The organism is Kutzneria chonburiensis (assembly GCF_028622115.1).
GTDB lineage: Bacteria > Actinomycetota > Actinomycetes > Mycobacteriales > Pseudonocardiaceae > Kutzneria > Kutzneria chonburiensis.
Genome location: NZ_CP097263.1, coordinates 7,287,265 through 7,304,314, shown reverse-complemented (window position 1 = coordinate 7,304,314; position 17,050 = coordinate 7,287,265). Strand labels below are relative to the sequence as shown.

The 17,050-nt window shown below is 69.7% G+C and carries 13 protein-coding genes; 8 read left to right on the top strand and 5 right to left on the bottom strand.

What is annotated here, in order from left to right:
* Positions 1-14 precede the first annotated feature (14 nt).
* Together M3Q35_RS33555 and M3Q35_RS33550 are read right to left on the bottom strand one after the other, a co-directional pair.
* Positions 15-674 carry a response regulator gene (locus M3Q35_RS33555; RefSeq protein WP_273936543.1) on the bottom strand — a complete coding sequence of 220 codons (660 nt, stop codon included), beginning with the start codon at positions 672-674 and terminating at the stop codon, positions 15-17.
* A 5-nt stretch (positions 675-679) separates the two neighbouring features.
* On the bottom strand, positions 680-1,897 hold the full coding sequence (locus M3Q35_RS33550) for a sensor histidine kinase (RefSeq protein ID WP_337960498.1): 1,218 nt from the start codon (positions 1,895-1,897) through the stop codon (positions 680-682).
* A 71-nt stretch (positions 1,898-1,968) separates the two neighbouring features.
* Here M3Q35_RS33550 and M3Q35_RS33545 point away from each other — a divergent pair, with 71 nt between their 5' ends.
* From M3Q35_RS33545 to M3Q35_RS33525, 5 genes are all read left to right on the top strand, one after another.
* Entirely contained in the window at positions 1,969-3,798 is a 1,830-nt protein-coding gene (locus M3Q35_RS33545) for a dynamin family protein (protein WP_273936542.1), read from the top strand.
* Entirely contained in the window at positions 3,795-5,606 is a 1,812-nt protein-coding gene (locus tag M3Q35_RS33540) for a dynamin family protein (protein WP_273936541.1), read from the top strand. Before M3Q35_RS33545 ends, M3Q35_RS33540 begins: the two co-directional genes overlap by 4 nt.
* Before the next feature lie 68 nt (positions 5,607-5,674).
* Positions 5,675-6,337, top strand: a complete 663-nt coding sequence (locus M3Q35_RS33535; protein ID WP_273936540.1) for a hypothetical protein — start codon at positions 5,675-5,677, stop codon at positions 6,335-6,337.
* Between the two features lie 739 nt (positions 6,338-7,076).
* Complete coding sequence (locus M3Q35_RS33530; protein WP_273936539.1) at positions 7,077-8,888, top strand: phosphoenolpyruvate carboxykinase (GTP); 1,812 nt, start codon at positions 7,077-7,079, stop codon at positions 8,886-8,888.
* Between the two features lie 196 nt (positions 8,889-9,084).
* Positions 9,085-9,258: a hypothetical protein gene (locus tag M3Q35_RS33525; RefSeq protein WP_273936537.1), complete on the top strand. Its 174-nt coding sequence runs from the start codon at positions 9,085-9,087 to the stop codon at positions 9,256-9,258.
* Here M3Q35_RS33525 and M3Q35_RS33520 read toward each other — a convergent pair.
* From M3Q35_RS33520 to M3Q35_RS33510, 3 genes are all read right to left on the bottom strand, one after another.
* The gene (locus M3Q35_RS33520) at positions 9,219-10,814 is read right to left on the bottom strand and encodes an alpha/beta hydrolase (protein ID WP_273936536.1); all 1,596 of its coding nucleotides are present in this window, start codon (positions 10,812-10,814) and stop codon (positions 9,219-9,221) included. The two genes, M3Q35_RS33525 and M3Q35_RS33520, sit on opposite strands and share 40 nt — an antisense overlap.
* A 117-nt stretch (positions 10,815-10,931) precedes the next feature.
* Positions 10,932-11,831, bottom strand: a complete 900-nt coding sequence (locus M3Q35_RS33515) for a septum formation family protein (protein WP_273936535.1) — start codon at positions 11,829-11,831, stop codon at positions 10,932-10,934.
* A gap of 133 nt (positions 11,832-11,964) precedes the next feature.
* Entirely contained in the window at positions 11,965-13,266 is a 1,302-nt protein-coding gene (locus M3Q35_RS33510; RefSeq protein ID WP_273936534.1) for a pyroglutamyl-peptidase I, read from the bottom strand.
* A gap of 72 nt (positions 13,267-13,338) precedes the next feature.
* Here M3Q35_RS33510 and M3Q35_RS33505 point away from each other — a divergent pair, with 72 nt between their 5' ends.
* The 3 genes from M3Q35_RS33505 (at position 13,339) to mctP (ending at position 17,016) form a co-directional block, all read left to right on the top strand.
* A complete protein-coding gene (locus M3Q35_RS33505) occupies positions 13,339-15,036 on the top strand; it encodes a M4 family metallopeptidase (protein ID WP_273936533.1) in 1,698 nt (565 codons plus the stop codon).
* Between the two features lie 118 nt (positions 15,037-15,154).
* Positions 15,155-15,364: a DUF3311 domain-containing protein gene (locus M3Q35_RS33500; RefSeq protein WP_273936532.1), complete on the top strand. Its 210-nt coding sequence runs from the start codon at positions 15,155-15,157 to the stop codon at positions 15,362-15,364.
* Positions 15,361-17,016 carry a monocarboxylate uptake permease MctP gene (gene mctP, locus M3Q35_RS33495; RefSeq protein WP_273936531.1) on the top strand — a complete coding sequence of 552 codons (1,656 nt, stop codon included), beginning with the start codon at positions 15,361-15,363 and terminating at the stop codon, positions 17,014-17,016. The genes M3Q35_RS33500 and mctP overlap by 4 nt, the downstream gene beginning before the upstream one ends.
* Positions 17,017-17,050: the final 34 nt, after the last annotated feature.

Sequence of the window (17,050 nt, the reverse complement as noted above, 5' to 3'; positions counted from 1 at the left end):
GGTCCGGCCCGGGCTCACACGTCGCCGGGTCGGACCAGCCCCGTCTCGTAGGCCAGCACCACGGCCTGCACGCGGTCCCGCAGCTCCAGCTTGGCCAGGATGCGGCCGACGTGCGTCTTCACCGTCGCCTCGGACAGGAACAGCTTCTGCGCCAGCTCGGTGTTGGACAGGCCCTTGGCGATCAGCACCAGCACTTCGCGCTCACGTTCGGTGAGCACGTCCAGCACCGACGCGTCGCGCAGCTCGCCGCCGCCGGACGGGCCCAGGAAGCGGTCCAGCAGGCGCTTGGTCACGCTCGGCGACACCACGGCGTCGCCGCTGGCCACCGACCGCAGCGCCGACACCAGGTCGGCCGGCGGCGTGTCCTTGAGCAGGAAGCCGCTGGCCCCGTTGCGCAGCGCCGACAGGGCGTATTCGTCCATGTCGAAGGTGGTCATCACCAGCACCTTGGCCGTGCCGGCCTCGGTGATCTGCTTGGTCGCCTCGACGCCGTCCAGCCGCGGCATGCGCACGTCCATCAGCACCACGTCGGGCCGGAGCTCTTCGGCCAGCTTGACCGCGTCGACGCCGTCCGCGGCCTCGCCGATCACCTCAAGGTCCTCCTGTGCGTTGAGCACCATGCGGAAGCCCATACGCATCAGTTCCTGGTCGTCCACCAGCAGAACTCGGATCACGGACATCAGACTAGGGGTCCCTGCGCGGTGCCGACCGGCAGCACGGCATGGACGCGCCAGCCGCCGCCCGGCCGTGGCCCGGCCTCGAGGCTGCCGCCGAGCACGCCGGCCCGCTCCCGCATGCCGATCAGGCCGTTGCCGCCGGACATGCCGGCCAGCTCGCGGGGCGTGCCGAAGCCGTCGTCGTCCACGACCACCTCGATCTTGTCGTCGGCCCTGGTCACGAACACGTCGGCGGACGCGCTGCCGCCGGCGTGCTTGAGCGAGTTGGTCAGCGCCTCCTGCACGATCCGGTACACCGACAGTCCGACGCCTGCCGGCAGGTTGTGCACGTCGCCGCGCAGGGTGAGGCTCACCGGCAGCCCCGCGCCGCGGACCTGCTCGGCCAGCTGCGGCAGCGAGCTGGTGTCCGGCTGCGGCAGCCGCTCGGTGTCGTTCTGCGACTCGTCACGCATCAGCCCGAGGAGCCGGCGCAGCTCGCCCAGCGCCTGCCGGCCGGTGTCGGAGATCGTGGTCAGCGCCATCTGCGCCATCTGCGGATCGCTCTGCAGCGCGTAGCTGGCCCCGTCGGCCTGCACGACCATCACGCTGACCGCGTGCGCGACGACGTCGTGCAGCTCGCGGGCGATCCGGCTGCGCTCGTCGGCCACCGCGATGCGCGCTTGCTGATCCCGTTCCACCTCGAGCAGCTTGAGCCGTTCCAGCAGCTCGGCGTTGAGTTGTCGGCGGGCGCCGACGAACTCGCCGACCGCCCAGCAGAAGCCGAAGATGCAGACCACCATGAAGAAGGTGATCGCGACCTCGGCCGCGTCCTGGATCCGCCACACTTCCCACAGCACCGTGCCCAGCAGCAGCCAGGCCGCGTAGATCAACCCCTGCCGGCGGCCGATGTAGGCGACCACCGTGTACAGCGCGATGCCCAGCGCGAAGTCGGCCGGCCGCACCGGCACGCCGTCGACGATGCCGTACTCGTTGTGGGTGACGTTGTGGGTGACCAGCTGCACGAAGCCGGCGACCAGGATGATGTTGCTGGTCAGCTTGGGCCGGGCTCGGCGGAAGATCAGCGGGCCCCACAGGAACAGGCCGACGAACAGGTACACGCCGCGGGGGGTCCCGCCAAGGTTGTTCGCGGTGGTGGCCAGATCGGGCAGGCCGATCAGCCCGGCGATCAGGGCATCCCCGAACACCGGGTGAGCTCGCATCCACAGGCTCAGCCGTCGCACGCCCACAGCCTAGGTTCGCCTACCCGCCGTCAGCGTCGCCCTGGGGTATCACGCACAGCTACTACCCCAGAATGAGTGATCCACTCGGCCGGCATGGCACCATCAGCCGGGTGACGTCCTCCCTGCCCGGGCCGCTGTCCGCGGCGGTGGCGCGGCTGGTCCAGACGCTGCGGCCGCAGGTCGGCCCGGGCACCGCCGCCGGCTTCGACGAGGTGCTGCGCCGGCTGTCCGCGCCGTTGCAGGTCGCCGTCGCCGGTCGGATCAAGTCCGGCAAGTCCACGCTGGTCAACGCCCTGATCGGCCGGCGGGTGGCGCCGGTCGGCGTCGGCGAGTGCACCCGGCTGGTGACCCGGTTCCAGTACGGCACGGTTGACCGCATCGAGGTGGTCGGCGTCGACGGCTCGCGGCGGGTGCTGCCGTTCGACGCCGACGGCATGATCCCGGCCGAGCTGGACGTGGACATCGAGACGGTGTCCCACCTTGAGGCGTATCTCACCAACGACGTGCTGCGGGAACTCACCGTGATCGACACGCCGGGGCTGGGCTCCCTGGACTCGGCGTCGGTGGCCCGGACCGAGAAGCTGCTGGACCAGGTGTCGCAGGATGCGGTGGCCGGGGCCGAAGCCGTGCTCTACGTCTTCACGCAGACCGTGCGGGCCGACGACCAGGAGACGCTGCGGGCCTTCACCGCGGCCACCGCCGGCCGCGACGCCGGCCCGGTCAACGCCATCGCCGTGCTGAACAAGGCCGACACCATCCCGCCGGAGTCGGTCGCCGGCTCGGACGGCGACGTCTGGCGGGCGGCCGCGATCCTGGCCGGCAAGCAGGCGGCGACGCTGCGGCCGCGGGTGGCCGACGTGCTGCCGGTGATCGGGCTGCTGGCCGAGTCGGCCGAGTCCGGGGCGTTCACCTCGGCCGACGCCGACGCCCTGCACGCGTTGGCCGCGTTGGACGAGGCCAGCTGGCAGACCATGCTCATGTCGGCCGACCTGTTCACGACCTGGGAGTGCGCGGTTCCCCAGGCGACCCGGTCCCGGCTGCTGGCCAAGCTCGACCTGTACGGCATCGGTCGCGCCGTGGAAGCCATCCACGCCGAGCCGGGCATCACCGCCGGGGCGCTGCGCCGAGTGCTGCTCGATGCCTCCGGCCTGGCAGATGTTCGTTCGAAGCTCGACGGTGTGTTCCGGGCCCGGGCCGATGGGATCAAGGCCGCTGCCGCGCTCGCCTCCGTGACGGCCCTCGCCGCCGGCGACCCAGGCGAGCGGCGGCGGGTGCACGACGCCATCGAGCAGCTACTCGGCCGGCCCGAGGCGCATCAGCTGCGGCTGCTTGAGGCCCTGACGCTGATCACCGCCAACGCCGTGACGATGCCCGAGGACCTGGCCGAGGAGGTGCTGCGGGTCGGCAGCTCGGGCAGCGTGCCTGAGCAGTTGGGCCTGGTCGGACGGCCGCCGCACGAGCTCGTCGCGTACGCGCTGGAGCGGGCCGGCTGGTGGCGCTCGTTCGCGTCGTTCGGGGCCACTCCGGCGCAAAGCCGGGTCGCGCACGTCGTCCATCGGGCATATTTCCTCATCTGGCAGCAATTGAGGGGGCCGGTGGAGGCTGACGTGGCGGCCGAGCGGCGAGCGCTGATCTCGCTGTGCCTGTACGCGCTGGACCGCGCGCGCAGTGCCGGCGTCGTCGAGCGGCTGGAGGCCGGGCTGGCCGAGGTCGGGGTGCGGGCCGTGCGACCGGACGGCGAGCGGTTCGACCCGGCCGTGCACGAGGCCGGCGGCACCGCCACGACCGACGATCCGGGGCTGGTCGGGCTGATCGCCGAGACCGAGGTGCCCGGCTTCGTCGACCGCGGTCAGTCGCTGCGTGCGCCGATCGTCATCGTCTACACCGGACGTGAGTCGTGACGCCGACACCTCAGCTGCCGCAGCTGGTCAAGCAGGCCCGGGAGCGGCTGGCCGTGCTGCTGCGCGAGCACGACAAGCGGGCCGCCGACCAGGTCGACAAGCTGCTGGCCCGCCGCGATGCCACGCCGTCGATCGTGGTGGTGGGCGAGACCAACCGGGGCAAGAGTTCGCTGGTCAACGCCCTGATCGCGTCGCCAGGACTGTCCCCTGTGGACGCCGAGGTGGCCACTGCGAGCTATCTCGTGCTGCGGCACGGCGAGTCGTGGTCGGCGCGGGCCTGCTATGCCGAGCCGATCGAGTTTCCGGTCGAGGACCTTCGCCGCTGGGTCACCGGCATCGAGCAGCAGCCGCCGCGGCACGTCGAAGTCACGGCCCCGATTCCGTTGCTGGACCGCTTGTCCATCGTGGACACTCCTGGCGTCGGCGGGTTGAACTCGATGCACGGGGAGCTGGCCGCCGAGGCCGCCGCCACGGCCACCGCGCTGCTGTTCGTGGTCGACGCCTCGTCCCCGTTCACCCGAGGCGAGCTGGATTTCCTTGCCACGGTTGGAGAACGCGTCGAGACCGTGCTGTTCGCGCTGACCAAGGTGGACCAGTTCCGTGGCTGGCGGGAGATCCTCGACGCCGACCAGCGGCTGCTGGCCGAGCACGCGCCCCGGTTCGCCGGCGCGAAGTTCCATGCCGTGTCGCCGCGGATGTTCGAGATGGCCGCCAAGGCCCCGAATCCCGCCGCGGCCGCGATGCTGCGGGAGACCTCCGGCGTCGGCGAGCTCCAGATCGCCGTGCAGGAGCTGGTCGTCGGCCGGTCGCTGATGTTGGCCGAGGCCAATGCCCTGCGGACGTTCACCACTGCCATCGGCGAGGTTGTGGTCCGGCTCCAGGCGTCCGCGCGGGCCTTGGACACCGGCCACGACGAGGCCGACGCGCTGCGGTCCCGCCGCGACAAGCTGGCCGCCGAGCGCAAGTCGTCCACCCGCAGTTGGCAGGTCAAGCTGCGGACCGAGGTGCAGCGGGCCCGGCTGGAGTCGTCGCACGAGGTCAGCCGGCAGGTTCGGGACGCCCAGTCGTGGTTCCGACAGGCCATCGACGCCGCCGACAAGGACGCCCTGGCCGCGTTGCCGCAGCAGCTCGATGCCGCGTTGCAGGTGATTTCGGCCCGGGTCAACGCCGTGCTGGCCGACCGTTTGAGCCATGCCGCCGACGCCGCCTTGGCTTCGTTGTTCTCCACCGACGAATTGGCCACCATTCGCGCCCAATTCGCCCGCGGCGATCATCCGCCGGTCGTTCTGCGTGCGCCGGAGAAGCGAGCCGCCACCGCCGAAGATCGACTGTTGGTGTTCATGGGTATTTCCGGCGGCATGGGCGCCGGGCGTATCGCCGCTTTGCCGTTGGCCGGCCTCGGCGTCGCCGCGCTGAATCCGATCGTGCTGCCCGTGACGATCGTGCTCGGGCTCGGCGCCGGCTACTGGATGGCTCGAACCCGCAAACACTTGGCCGACAAGCAGCACATGCGCCAGTGGCTTTCCGACGCCTTGGCCGACGCTCGGTCCACTCTGGACCAGCTCGTCGCCGAGCAGCTCATCGATGCCGAGGGTCAGTTGGCGTTGGCCCTCGACGAGGCCTTGACCAGCCGGATCGAGGCCATCGACGAGGAGCTTCGCGAGGTCGACAAGGCCCTCAAGCTCGACGCCGCCGAGCGCGCTGCCCAGCAGCAGGCCGTCGGCCGCCAGCTCGCCGACGTCACCTCCGCCCGTGACCGCGGCGAGGCCCTGCTCGGCACCATGCGTCAGCTGCGTGACCACAGTTGACTGGTTGCGGGAACCGATCCGCCCTAACGTGAGTCCAATCGGCAATCAGCGGAGACGGGGGTAGTGCGGTGTACATCGACAACAGCGGGGCCGACGGCCACGAGCTGAAGATCGAGATCGACGGCCACGAGTACACCGAGGACGCCAGCGAGAGCTACCACGGCGACGGCGTGATGGACACCGCCGAGGTCGACACCGATGACGGTCGGGTCGACTACACCGACACCGACCACGACGGCACCGCCGACCTGGCGACGCGGTACGACGACCACGGGCAGCTCGTCAGCCAGTCCCACTTCGACACCGCCAGCGGCCAGTGGTCCCAGACCTCCGGCGGCGCGCCCGCCGGCTCCATGACCGTCGACACCGCCCACGGCGAGCAGAACATCGGTCCGGCGACCGCCGACACCACCAACAGCGGGCACAACGACACCGCCGTGGTCACCGATGCTGACGGCAACACCTTCCTGTACACCGACACCGACGGCGACGGTAAGGCCGACTACGCCATGGAGATCGACACCAAGGGCCAGGTCACCATTTCGCAGCACACCGGCGAGCACCAGTGGACCGAGATCGAGCACGGCCACATTGACAGCGGCGGCCGCTACCAGCAGGACCCCGCCGAGCAGCTCCTCCAGTTCGGCTCCGACGACCGGTCATGGGGCGGCGAGGAGCAGTCCGGCCAGGGCATCGTCCGCACCGACCCCGCCACCGGCGAGTGGACCTGACGCTTCCGCATCGCATGACCCGCTCGACCGGGCTGCCGACCGCGTAGCGCCCCAGCCGCCGACCACGCCGGGGACCCCGCCCACGAACGGCCCGGCCAGCAACGGCGCGGCCACCACCGGCTCGGCCCACGAACGGCTCGATCTGCACCGGCTCGGCCCACGAACGGCTCGGCTAGCAACGGCTCGATCTGCACCGGCTCGGCGACCAACGGCCCGCCCATCCCTAGGGGGCCGTCCCCGGTCCAGTCTACCGAGGTGGGGGCCGTGGCGGGGCGGTCGAAGATCGGCATGTGGATAACTCGGGGCCTGTGGACAAGTGGGCGTGCGGGTAAGCCAAGACACATCCCCAATACCATCTGGTGTCGGGGATGTCTCTTTTTGCGAGAGCATTTCGTGGGGTTGATCCACGTGGTCCGTGATGGTCTGAACCAATGGGTATTCAGAAACGATTCCGGAGTGACGGCGGTTACAGGGTGGAAGCGCTCTCATTGATCGGTTTTTGTGGCTCTGGAGTGCGCGAAAAGAGTGCTGAATCGATTCCTTGATCGCTTATGTGAGGTGGCTGACAGGTGAACGGTCGGCCACTGGCGTGTAACCCCGATACAGTTGGGCATCCCCTAAACACCCCACACCCGGACGCCGCCGGGTGTGGTTGCGCATTTCACGGACGCCGTCGTCTGCCACAGGGACAGCGGCGTCCCTGTGCTTTCGTCCGGCAGACCCCAGGGCAGGAGACGAGATGACCGCACTGACCATCCCCGGTCTCGACCAGGCACCGACCACCAACGAGCGGCTCCTGACCTGGGTGCAGGAGGTGGCCGAGCTGACCACGCCGGACCGCGTGGTCTGGGTGGACGGCTCAGCGGCGGAGTCGGAGCGCATCAACGCGGCGCTGGTCGAAGCGGGCACCTTCGTGCCGCTGAAGAAGAAGCCGAACTCGTTCTGGGCGGCGTCCGACCCGACCGACGTGGCGCGGGTCGAGGAACGCACCTTCATCTGTTCGGTCGACCCGGAGGACGCGGGTCCGACCAACAACTGGATGGACCCGGCCGAGATGAAGGCCATCATGACCGAGCTCTACCGGGGCTGCATGACTGGTCGCACGATGTACGTCATTCCGTTCTGCATGGGCCCGCTCGACGCGGACAAACCCATGCTGGGCGTGGAGATCACGGATTCCGAATACGTCGTGGCCTCGATGCGGGTCATGACCCGCATGGGCGACAAGGCGCTGGCCCGCTTCACCGAGGGCGCGGACTTCGTGCAGGCCCTGCATTCCGTGGGCGCGCCGCTGGAGCCGGGCCAGGCCGACGTGCCGTGGCCGTGCAACGACACGAAGTACATCACCCAGTTCCCCGAAGAGCGGATGATCTGGTCCTACGGCTCGGGTTACGGCGGCAACGCGCTGCTGGGCAAGAAGTGCTACTCGCTGCGTATCGCCTCGGTGATGGCCCGTGACGAGGGCTGGCTGGCCGAGCACATGCTGATCCTCAAGCTGATCTCGCCGGAGGACAAGGTCCACTACATCGCGGCGGCCTTCCCGTCGGCCTGTGGCAAGACCAACCTGGCCATGCTCGAGCCGACCATCCCGGGCTGGCGCGTGGAGACGCTGGGTGACGACATCGCCTGGATGCGCTTCGGTGAGGACGGCCGGCTGTACGCGGTCAACCCGGAGTACGGCTTCTTCGGCGTGGCGCCGGGCACCGACTACCACACCAACCCGAACGCCATGCGCACGATCGAGAAGGGCAACTCGATCTTCACCAACGTGGCGCTCACCGATGACGGCGACATCTGGTGGGAGGGCATGGGCGAGAAGCCCGCGCACCTCACCTCCTGGAAGAAGCAGGACTGGACGCCGGCCTCGACCGAGCTGTCCTCGCACCCGAACTCCCGCTACTGCACGCCGATGCAGCAGTGCCCGATCCTGGCCCCGGAGTGGGACGACCCCAAGGGCGTGCCGATCTCGGCCATCTTCTTCGGCGGCCGCCGCGCCACCACGGTGCCGCTGATCACCGAGTCCCGCGACTGGCAGCACGGCGTGTTCATGGGCGCCACCCTGTCCAGTGAGACCACGGCCGCCGCGGTCGGCCAGGTCGGCGTGGTGCGCCGCGACCCGATGGCCATGCTGCCGTTCATCGGCTACAACGCCGGCGACTACTTCAACCACTGGATCCAGCTGGGCAAGAACGCCAACGCGGAGAAGCTGCCCAAGATCTTCTATGTGAACTGGTTCCGCCGCGGCGAGGACCGCAACTTCCTGTGGCCGGGGTTCGGCGAGAACAGCCGCGTGCTCAAGTGGGCCATCGAGCGCCTCGAGGGCAGGGCCGCGGCCGAGGAGACGCCGATCGGCCACGTGCCGACGCCGGGCGACCTCGACCTGACCGGCCTTGAGGCCTCGGAGCAGGACATCACCGCGGCGCTGGCCTTCGACGCCGAGGAGTGGCGGGCCGAGCTGCCGCTGATCGAGGAGTGGTTCGCCAAGATCGGCGACAAGCTGCCGACCTCGCTGCGTGACGAGTTCGAGGCGCTCAAGCAGCGCCTGGGCTGAGCCGGGAGCACTTCGGCCGCTCGGAGCCCCGACGACGTGGCTCCGAGCGGCCGATTTTCTCTACCTGAGTGGCTCACTTGGCTTCAGCGGCCAAGTGAGCCACTCAGGTAGAAAAAGAGGCGGGTGGTGTCCGCCATCCGAGTGAGCAACCGGAGCCGGTGGTTCGGCGTCCTCCTTGTGAATGAGGAGGTGCCCCGTGATTTTCGCGGCGCTGGCGATGCTGGTGCTCGCGGCGATCGCCCTACCGATGGCGACCATCGCGCTCTCCAGATCCGCCCAGAAGACCACCGTCACCGACGGGGAGCAGGTCTCCCCGCCGGCGACGACAGATCAGTTCGAGCTCGGCAGCGACCCGGCCGCCGCGCGGTAGGCGGCGGCCTTGTCCACGGCCGAGGTCGGCGCGACCTGGTTCGGGACCGGCAGCGGCACACCGGCGCAGTTGCTGTCCCGCGGCGGCACGACGCCGTCGACGATGAACGACTCGACGGTGTTGTCGACGCACGAGTTGCCGGTCGAGGCGTAGACGCCGTGATCGCCCTGGCCCTGCACGCTCAGCAGACGCGAATTGGCGAACGCCTTGTGCGCCAACACCGCGCCCTCGTACGGGGTCGCCGGGTCGTGGGTGTCCTGCACCATCAGGATCGGCGGCAGGCCGCGGCCGTTGGGCGTGGGCATCGTGAGATTCGGCCGGTGCCACGACAGGCACGGCTGGCTGATGGTCGACCAGCCGATCAGCGGGTACTTCCGGCCCTGCTGCCCGGAGTCCTTGATCAGCGACTTGTCGCTGCCGTGCCACGCGGTGTCGTTGCACAGGATCGACGTGAACGTGGACAGGAACGCGTCGGCCGAGATCGGCAGCAGCGCCTGGTCGGTGTGCGCGGCGAACGCGCCGCCGCCCCCGACGGCCGACTCGAGGATGCCGATGTTCTGGGCCAGCGGCGAGAAATTGCGTGACGAGTACATGGCGCCGACGATCAGGTTGTCCAGCGCGACCCCGTTGTACGTGGTGCCGCCGAGCACCGGCGGGTTGGCCGCCAGCTTGGCCCGCAGCTGCTCATAGGTCTGGTTCACGGCATCGGCGGTGGCGCCGAGGTGGAAGAGCGAGTCGTACTTGGCCGCCCAGGGCTGGAAGTCCTCCTGGAACCGGCGCTGGAAGCCCAGCGGCTGCCAGTTGAACGAGTCCTGCCAGTCGGTGGTGAACTCGGTGTTGGAGTCCAGCACGAACTTGCCGACCCGGTTGGGGAAGTAGGTCGCGTAGTAGGCGCCGAGCCAGGTGCCGCCGGAGTAGCCGATCCAGTTGATCTTGTCCCGGCCCAGCAGGGCCCGCAGCAGGTCCAGGTCCTTGACGGTCTGCTCGGTGTTCACGAACGGCCCGAACTCGCCGCCGAACTGCTGGCAGTACTGGGCGGTCAGCTTGGCCGAGTTCAGCAGCAGGTTGATGTTGCCCTGGCTGCGGTCGCGGTAGTCCAGCGTCGAGCCGATGTCCAGGCCGCCGTTGCAGGTGGTGTTGCTGCTCTTGCCGGTGCCCCGCACGTCGAAGCCGATCAGGTCCTGGCCGGCGGTCAGCTTGGTCCGGCTCAGGAACGACAGCGGCATGGTCAGGCCGGGGCCGCCCGGCCCGCCCGGGTTGAGCAGCACCGACCCCTGGGACGCACCGGTGGCCGGCAGCTTGCTCACCGCGATGGAGATGTCCTGGTGGGCGGTCGGATGGCTCCAGTCCATCGGCGCCGAGAAGGTGCCGCACAGCATGCGCTCCGAGCCCGGCGGCAGGCCCGGCGGCACCGGGTTGAAGCACGGTTTCCAGGCGATCTGCTGGCTGAGGTACTTGGCCGGCATGCTCGGCGCGGCGGACGCGGCCGGCGCCGCCGCTAACAGCGCGGCGCCGGTGGCCGCCGCCAGCGTGACGGCGAGGAACGATCTACGCACTTCGAGAGCCCCTTCGAAACGGTCAGGAGGCACTCAGCCCATCGCGTCGCGGACGGGTCACGGCAGGGCCGTTCGTCGGGTTTCGGGTGACAGCCGACCGGATTCGCGGGGTACCGGTCAGGCCGGCAGGGGGCCGTTTCCGATGTTCTGGAGTCGCTCGCCGACCGGACGGGCGGCTTCGGCGTAGCAGATGAGATTGGTGTAGCCCTGCGCCCAGGCCTGCCGGGTGTCCGGGGCGCGCCAGGTGTAGGTCACGTCCGATCGCGAATCCGTGCCCAGGTAGCTGGTCAGTTCCTGCGAACACCGGTTGCGGGCGATCTGGTTGATGGTGTCGGTGGCCGGCATCGGGTCGGTGGAGCGGCCCAGGGTCTGCACGCCGGGCATGGCCTCGCCGAGGTGTGGCTCGTCGCAGGCGCCGAACTTGAGGGTCTGGCTCTCCGACGGCGATGACACCGTGCACGTCTGGTAGCGGGCGAAGCCGGCGCCGGTCAGCACGTGTTTGAGCGAGCCGGTGATGGTGATCGGGTTGCCGGCGGAGTCGATCTGGGTGGCCGCGCAGACCAGCCAGCGCTCACCCTCGGTCCACGCGTCGGCCTGCGGCCAGAACGCCCAGGCCTGTAGGTCGGTGGCGTCGGCGTCGTGGCTGCCGAGGTAGTCGCCGAGCGCGTCCCGGCACGAGGGCAGGGCGGCCCTGGTCATGGTCGTGTCGTCGGGCAGCGAACTGGGCAGGCCCTCGGGCAGGTTGCCGACCAGCGTGACCTCGCCCTGGTGCGGCACGGTGCACGTGACGGTCTTGTGGGCGGAGTCGATGCACGCGCCGACGACCGGCAGCGAGCCCCGGCTGACGCCGCCGCTGTCCACCCGCGGCATGGGCAGCGGCGCCGCCCCGCCGGAATTGTCCGGTGAGCTCGGTGTCGCGGTGAGCGGTTCGGCCAGGTCCGTTGCCGGTCTGCCGCAGGCGCCCACCAGGCCAACCACTGCCAGCACGATGACCGCCAACGAGCCGCCCCGCACCATCACCCTCCTCGTCCGAACCGCCTAGTGGTCGTTCGACCGTACCGGGTCAACCGGGTCACACCCTGGCAATGACCTGAGGGTTGCTCCGACGGTGCCGTGGCGGGCAAGCAACCCCCAGGTCGACTACCCAGAATCAGCTCAAACCACTCGCGGCCGCCGTGACCAGCGCAATCGCCTGGTTGGCGATGGCCGTTCGGCGGGCCTCGAAGGCGGCGTCGGTCAGCGCGGTGGCGCCGGCCGGCTCGCCCAGCACCGGCGTGTGCAGATGGCCGCCACGCACGGTGGTGGCCCCCAGGCCGAGGCGCACCCGGTTGGACCGGTACATGCTCTCGTTGGACAGGTAGTCACCGCCGCCGCCCTGCGCGGCGATCTCGCCCGGCTTCGGCGCGTCGGTGCGGCAGACCTGCTGGCCGGTGCCCGGGTGCGAGCTGTCCGACCAGACGCAGAACAGCAGGTCGAAGTTGACCTTGTAGCTGCCCGTCGGCACGGCCTGCATCTGCTGGTACGGCAGCGTGGTCTCGATGAACTGGACGGACGGCTGCGGCCAGCCGGCGGCCGCCGGGACCGGGCCGGTCGAGCTCAGGTTGTTGTTGTCCGGGAAGCCGCCGCGCCAGTCGCCGGCCCAGCGCTCGATGTCGAACTGGTTGGGCCGGCCCTGGCTGAGCGTCATGATCATGTCCGGCCGGTGGTCGGCGTCCTTGAGGGCCGTGCCGTAGGCCGCCTCGACGATGCCCTGGTCGAAGTAGCCCCAGACCACCGGGAACGTGACGGCCTGCACCAAGGCCGGCCCGGTCGGCGTGCTGATGGTCAGTCCGTCCAGCTGGAGGGCGGACGCGCCGGCCGGGTTGGAGATGCGCACCCCGGTGCCGTCCAGCTGGAACGGGTCGAAGCCGCTGACCATGATCTTCTTGACGCCGGCGCCGGCCGGCAGCTTGTCCGAGTTCAGGCCGCGGGAGCCGTGGTCGAGGCTGGTCAGCAGGGCGGTGCGGTCGGCAGCGGGCAGGGTGAACTTCGGCTGCCACTGCCGCAGCGCCTTGGTGAGTTGCAGTCGGGCCCAGTACAGCGGGCGGTCGTCGTGGGGGTCGAGCGTGCCCATGCCGGGGCGGCGGCCCTGGGCGCGGTCGACGGCGGTCTGCCAGAGGTTGTCGCCGGCGGTGGCCACCAGCTGGCGCGCGGCCGCCGTGGACTTGGCCGCGCACAGCTTGGTGGTGAAGTCGCCGACCAGCGGATCGAAGCCGGCCTGGCTGACCAGCGTCGGGCCGACAGCGGGGCCGCCGGCCGGCATGGTCGCGGTCAGCCGCTGCTCTTCCACCGTGAGCTTGGCGTTGGGGTTGAAGCACTGGGCGGTCGGGTCGGCCAGGGCGATGCCGGGAGAGAGCAGGGTCAACGCGAGCACCGCCGGGGCTAAGACGTGAAGTTTCTTCGTAATCGCCACCTGAACGAGTGTTGTGCATCCGTGCGTAGAGCAACACGGCAAGTAGTCGGGTTTCGTGCGGAGGTCACGCGAATGGCACGCAGGGGCTTGGCCGTCGACGTGGGGATCGTCGGGGCGGCGGTGCTGGTCGCGGCGGGAGTGCTGGTGGTGGTGGCCGCCCCGAACCCCAAGGTGCAAGCGTTTGCCAACCAGCTGACCGGCAGTGCCGACCCGCCCGCGGTGTCGCTGCCCGGTCCGGCGCCCCGGTCCGCGCCGGCCACCCCGACCACCGCGGTGCAGGCCCAGCTCACCGTGCAGACCGACGCCACCGGTCGGGTCGTCGGCCTGCTGCCGCAGACCCCGCTGCCCTCGACCGGCGGCAGCTCACCGCTGGCCGCCGCCCAGTCCCACCTGCCCGACATCGCCCAGGTCTGGCAGGTCGACCCGGACACATTGCAGGTGGCCGACGTGCGACCGGTGCCGTTCGGCACGGTCGTCCGCTACCAACAGACGATCAACGGCAAGCCGGTGCTCGGCGGCCAGATCGTCGAGGCGCTGGGCAAGGACGGCGCCCTGGTCAGCGCGGTCGGCAAGACCGCACGGGCCCGATCGGGCGACTTCCCGCCCGACACCTCGCAGACGATCAAGGCCGCCAACCAGAAGGCCGTCGCCGCCACGGCCGAGGCCAAGAAGCTCCAGGCCAAGGACCTGAGCGTGCAGTCGACCGAGCAGTACTGGTGGGACCCGACGCTGGGCGGCAAGGCCGGGCCGGCGGTGGCCAAACCGGTCTATGTGGTGCACATCCGTGGCTCGCAGGCCGACCAGCAGTGGTCCATGGTCGTCGGGGCCACCCGTACCGACGTCGTCCAGTCGTGGTCGGAAACCCGTGAGGCGTCCAACCGGGACGTCTGCGACGCCCGGCGGCGGGTGGTCAGCGGCAGCCTGGCCTCGATCCGCTGCGGCACGGCGTTCCCGGTCGTCCGGACCGAGACCAGCGGCTCCACCGCCGGCGACGTCGGCAACGTGTTCCGGTTCTTCGGCGACGCGCAGAACTTCTACGCCCGGTTCACCGGCCTCGACCTGACCGCGCTGATCGGCGCCGACTACGGCGACGGCACCGGCAAGGCGATCCGCGGCACGGTCCGGGTCTGCGTCACCGGCGACCGGTGCCCGTTCCTCAACGCGTTCTGGGACGGCGAACAGATGGCCTTCGGCGAGGGCGTGACCACCGAGGACATCACCGGCCACGAGCTGACCCACGGCGTCACCCAGCACACCTCCGGCCTCCAGGGCGGCCAGGCCGACGCGATCAACGAGGGCATGTCCGACGTGTTCGGCAAGTTCATCGGCATCACCGCGGGCGACGCCAACGACGCCGGGGTCAACCGCTGGTCCATCGGCGCCGGCTCGGCCATCGGCGTCATCCGGGACATGCGCAACCCGCAGCGGTTCCAGCAGCCGGACCGGGTCAACGGCCCGTTCTGGGTGACCGACAACCCCGATCCGCACGCCAACGACGGCGTGGTCAACAAGACGGCGTTCCTGATCACCGACGGGGCCACCTTCAACGGACGGACGGTGCGTGGGCTGGGCGTGGCCAAGGCCGTGCAGGTGTGGTTCGGCGTGGAGAACCTGCTGACGCCGCGGTCCACCTTCCAGGACCTGGGCAACGCGCTGACCATCTCGTGCCGGGCCAACCTCAACGCCGGCGTCGTCGGCATCACCCAGGACGACTGCGCCCAGGTCGCCAACGCCGTGAGCGCGACCCAGCTGAATCAGGCCCCCAACTGACGAGATACGTGGTTTGAGCACCTGAACGGTCACAATTCAGACACCTGATCACCTGATCGGGGCGTCCGCGATCATCCCGGCTTAACATCCGCTTCATCCGCGACGCCGGGAGGAAGCCATGCCGAGTGAACCGCCACCGCGGCGGTGGAACCCGTGGAACCTGTTGCTGCTGGTCCCGCTGCTGATGTTGATCACGCCGTGGTACAACTTCGACGGGCCCCGGGTGTTCGGCCTGCCGTTCTTCTACTGGTACCAGTTCCTGTTCGTGCCGGTTGGCGTCGTCTGCGTCGGCGTCGTCTACGCCAAGAGCCGGGGTGATCGCCGATGAGCACCGATCAGATCGTGCAGCTCGCCGTGTTCCTGGTGCTCTTCGTGCTGGTCGCGGTGATGGGCTTCATGGCGTCGCGCTGGCAGGCCGGCAACACGCTCGACCACCTCGACGAGTGGGGCCTCGGCGGCCGCAAGTTCGGCTCCTGGATCACCTGGTTCCTGGTCGGCGGCGACCTGTACACGGCGTACACCTTCGTCGCCGTGCCCGCCCTGATCTTCGGGGCCGGCGCGCTCGGCTTCTACGCGCTGCCCTACACCGTCGTGCTGTACCCGATCATCTTCCTGCCGTTGCAGCGGATGTGGTCGGTGTCCCGGATGCACGGCTACGTGACGCCGGCCGACTTCGTGCGCGGCCGCTACGGCTCGTCGCTGCTGGCCCTGCTGATCGCCATCACCGGCATCGTCGCCACCATGCCGTACATCGCGTTGCAGCTGGTCGGCCTGGAGTCGGTGCTGCGGACCATGGGCGTCAACGGCAGCGGCCTGCTCGGCCACCTGCCGCTGTTCGTCGCCTTCGTGATCCTGGCCGTCTACACCTACCAGTCGGGTCTGCGCGCGCCGGCGCTGATCGCGTTCGTCAAGGACGCGCTGATCTACCTGGTGATCATCGTGGCCATCATCTACCTGCCGTCGAAGCTGGGCGGCTGGGGCCACATCTTCGACCAGGCGTCGACCGCGCTGGCCAAGACCAACCCGACCACCAACAAGCCGTTCGGCTCCACGCTGCTGGGTCCGACCAACCAGCTCCAGTACGCCACCCTGGCGCTTGGCTCGGCGCTGGCGCTGTTCCTGTACCCGCACTCGATCACCGGCATCCTGGCCTCCAAGAGCCGGACCGTGATCAAGAAGAACATGGTCGCGCTGCCGGCCTACTCGCTGGTGCTGGGCCTGCTTGCGCTGCTGGGCTACGTGGCGCTGGTGTCCGGGGCCAAGCCGATCGTCAACCAGGCCACCGGCAAGCCGGACTCCAACACCATCGTGCCGGTGCTGTTCGGCCAGCAGTTCCCGGCCTGGTTCGCCGGCATCGCCTTCGCCGCCATCGGCATCGGGGCACTGGTGCCGGCGGCGATCATGTCCATCGCCGCGGCCAACCTGTGGACCCGCAACATCTACAAGGAGTACTTCAAGCGGGACGCCACCCCCAAGCAGGAGGCCACCCAGGCCAAGCTGGCCTCGCTGGTGGTGAAGTTCGGCGCGGTCGCCTTCGTGCTGTTCGTCGACCCGCAGTTCTCCATCGACCTCCAGCTGATCGGCGGCGTGATCATCCTGCAGACGCTGCCGTCGGTGGCCATCGCGCTCTACACGCGCTGGCTGCACCGCTGGGGCCTGGTCGCCGGCTGGATCGTCGGCATGGGCTGGGGCCTGTACCTGCTGTACACGATTCCCAACCCGGCCAACGGCAAGGCCCACTTCGGTGGCTCGGCCCTGGCCACCGGCAACCTCTCCCTGTTCGGCTGGCACCCCTTCGCCGGCTCGGCCGTGCAGATCTACGTCGGCGCGGTGGCCCTGATCGCCAACGTGGTGGTCGCCGTGATCGTCACGCTGATCGCCCGGCAGGCCAAGTGGTTCAACGGCGTCGACGCCACCAACACCGGCGACTACGACCGGGACGAGGGCGACCCCAAGCTCAAGGAGATCGCCGTCCACTGACCCGGCGTCACACCCCAAAGTTGGGAAGGGGGCC

Bases quoted from the DNA above. Each gene is read 5' to 3' on its own strand.
- M3Q35_RS33530 (WP_273936539.1), top strand. From the start codon at position 7,077: ATGACCGCACTGACCATCCCCGGTCTCGACCAGGCACCGACCACCAAC.
- M3Q35_RS33500 (WP_273936532.1), top strand. From the start codon at position 15,155: ATGCCGAGTGAACCGCCACCGCGGCGGTGGAACCCGTGGAACCTGTTG.
- M3Q35_RS33515 (WP_273936535.1), bottom strand. From the start codon at position 11,831: ATGGTGCGGGGCGGCTCGTTGGCGGTCATCGTGCTGGCAGTGGTTGGC.
- M3Q35_RS33545 (WP_273936542.1), top strand. From the start codon at position 1,969: ATGAGTGATCCACTCGGCCGGCATGGCACCATCAGCCGGGTGACGTCC.
- mctP (WP_273936531.1), top strand. From the start codon at position 15,361: ATGAGCACCGATCAGATCGTGCAGCTCGCCGTGTTCCTGGTGCTCTTC.
- M3Q35_RS33505 (WP_273936533.1), top strand. From the start codon at position 13,339: ATGGCACGCAGGGGCTTGGCCGTCGACGTGGGGATCGTCGGGGCGGCG.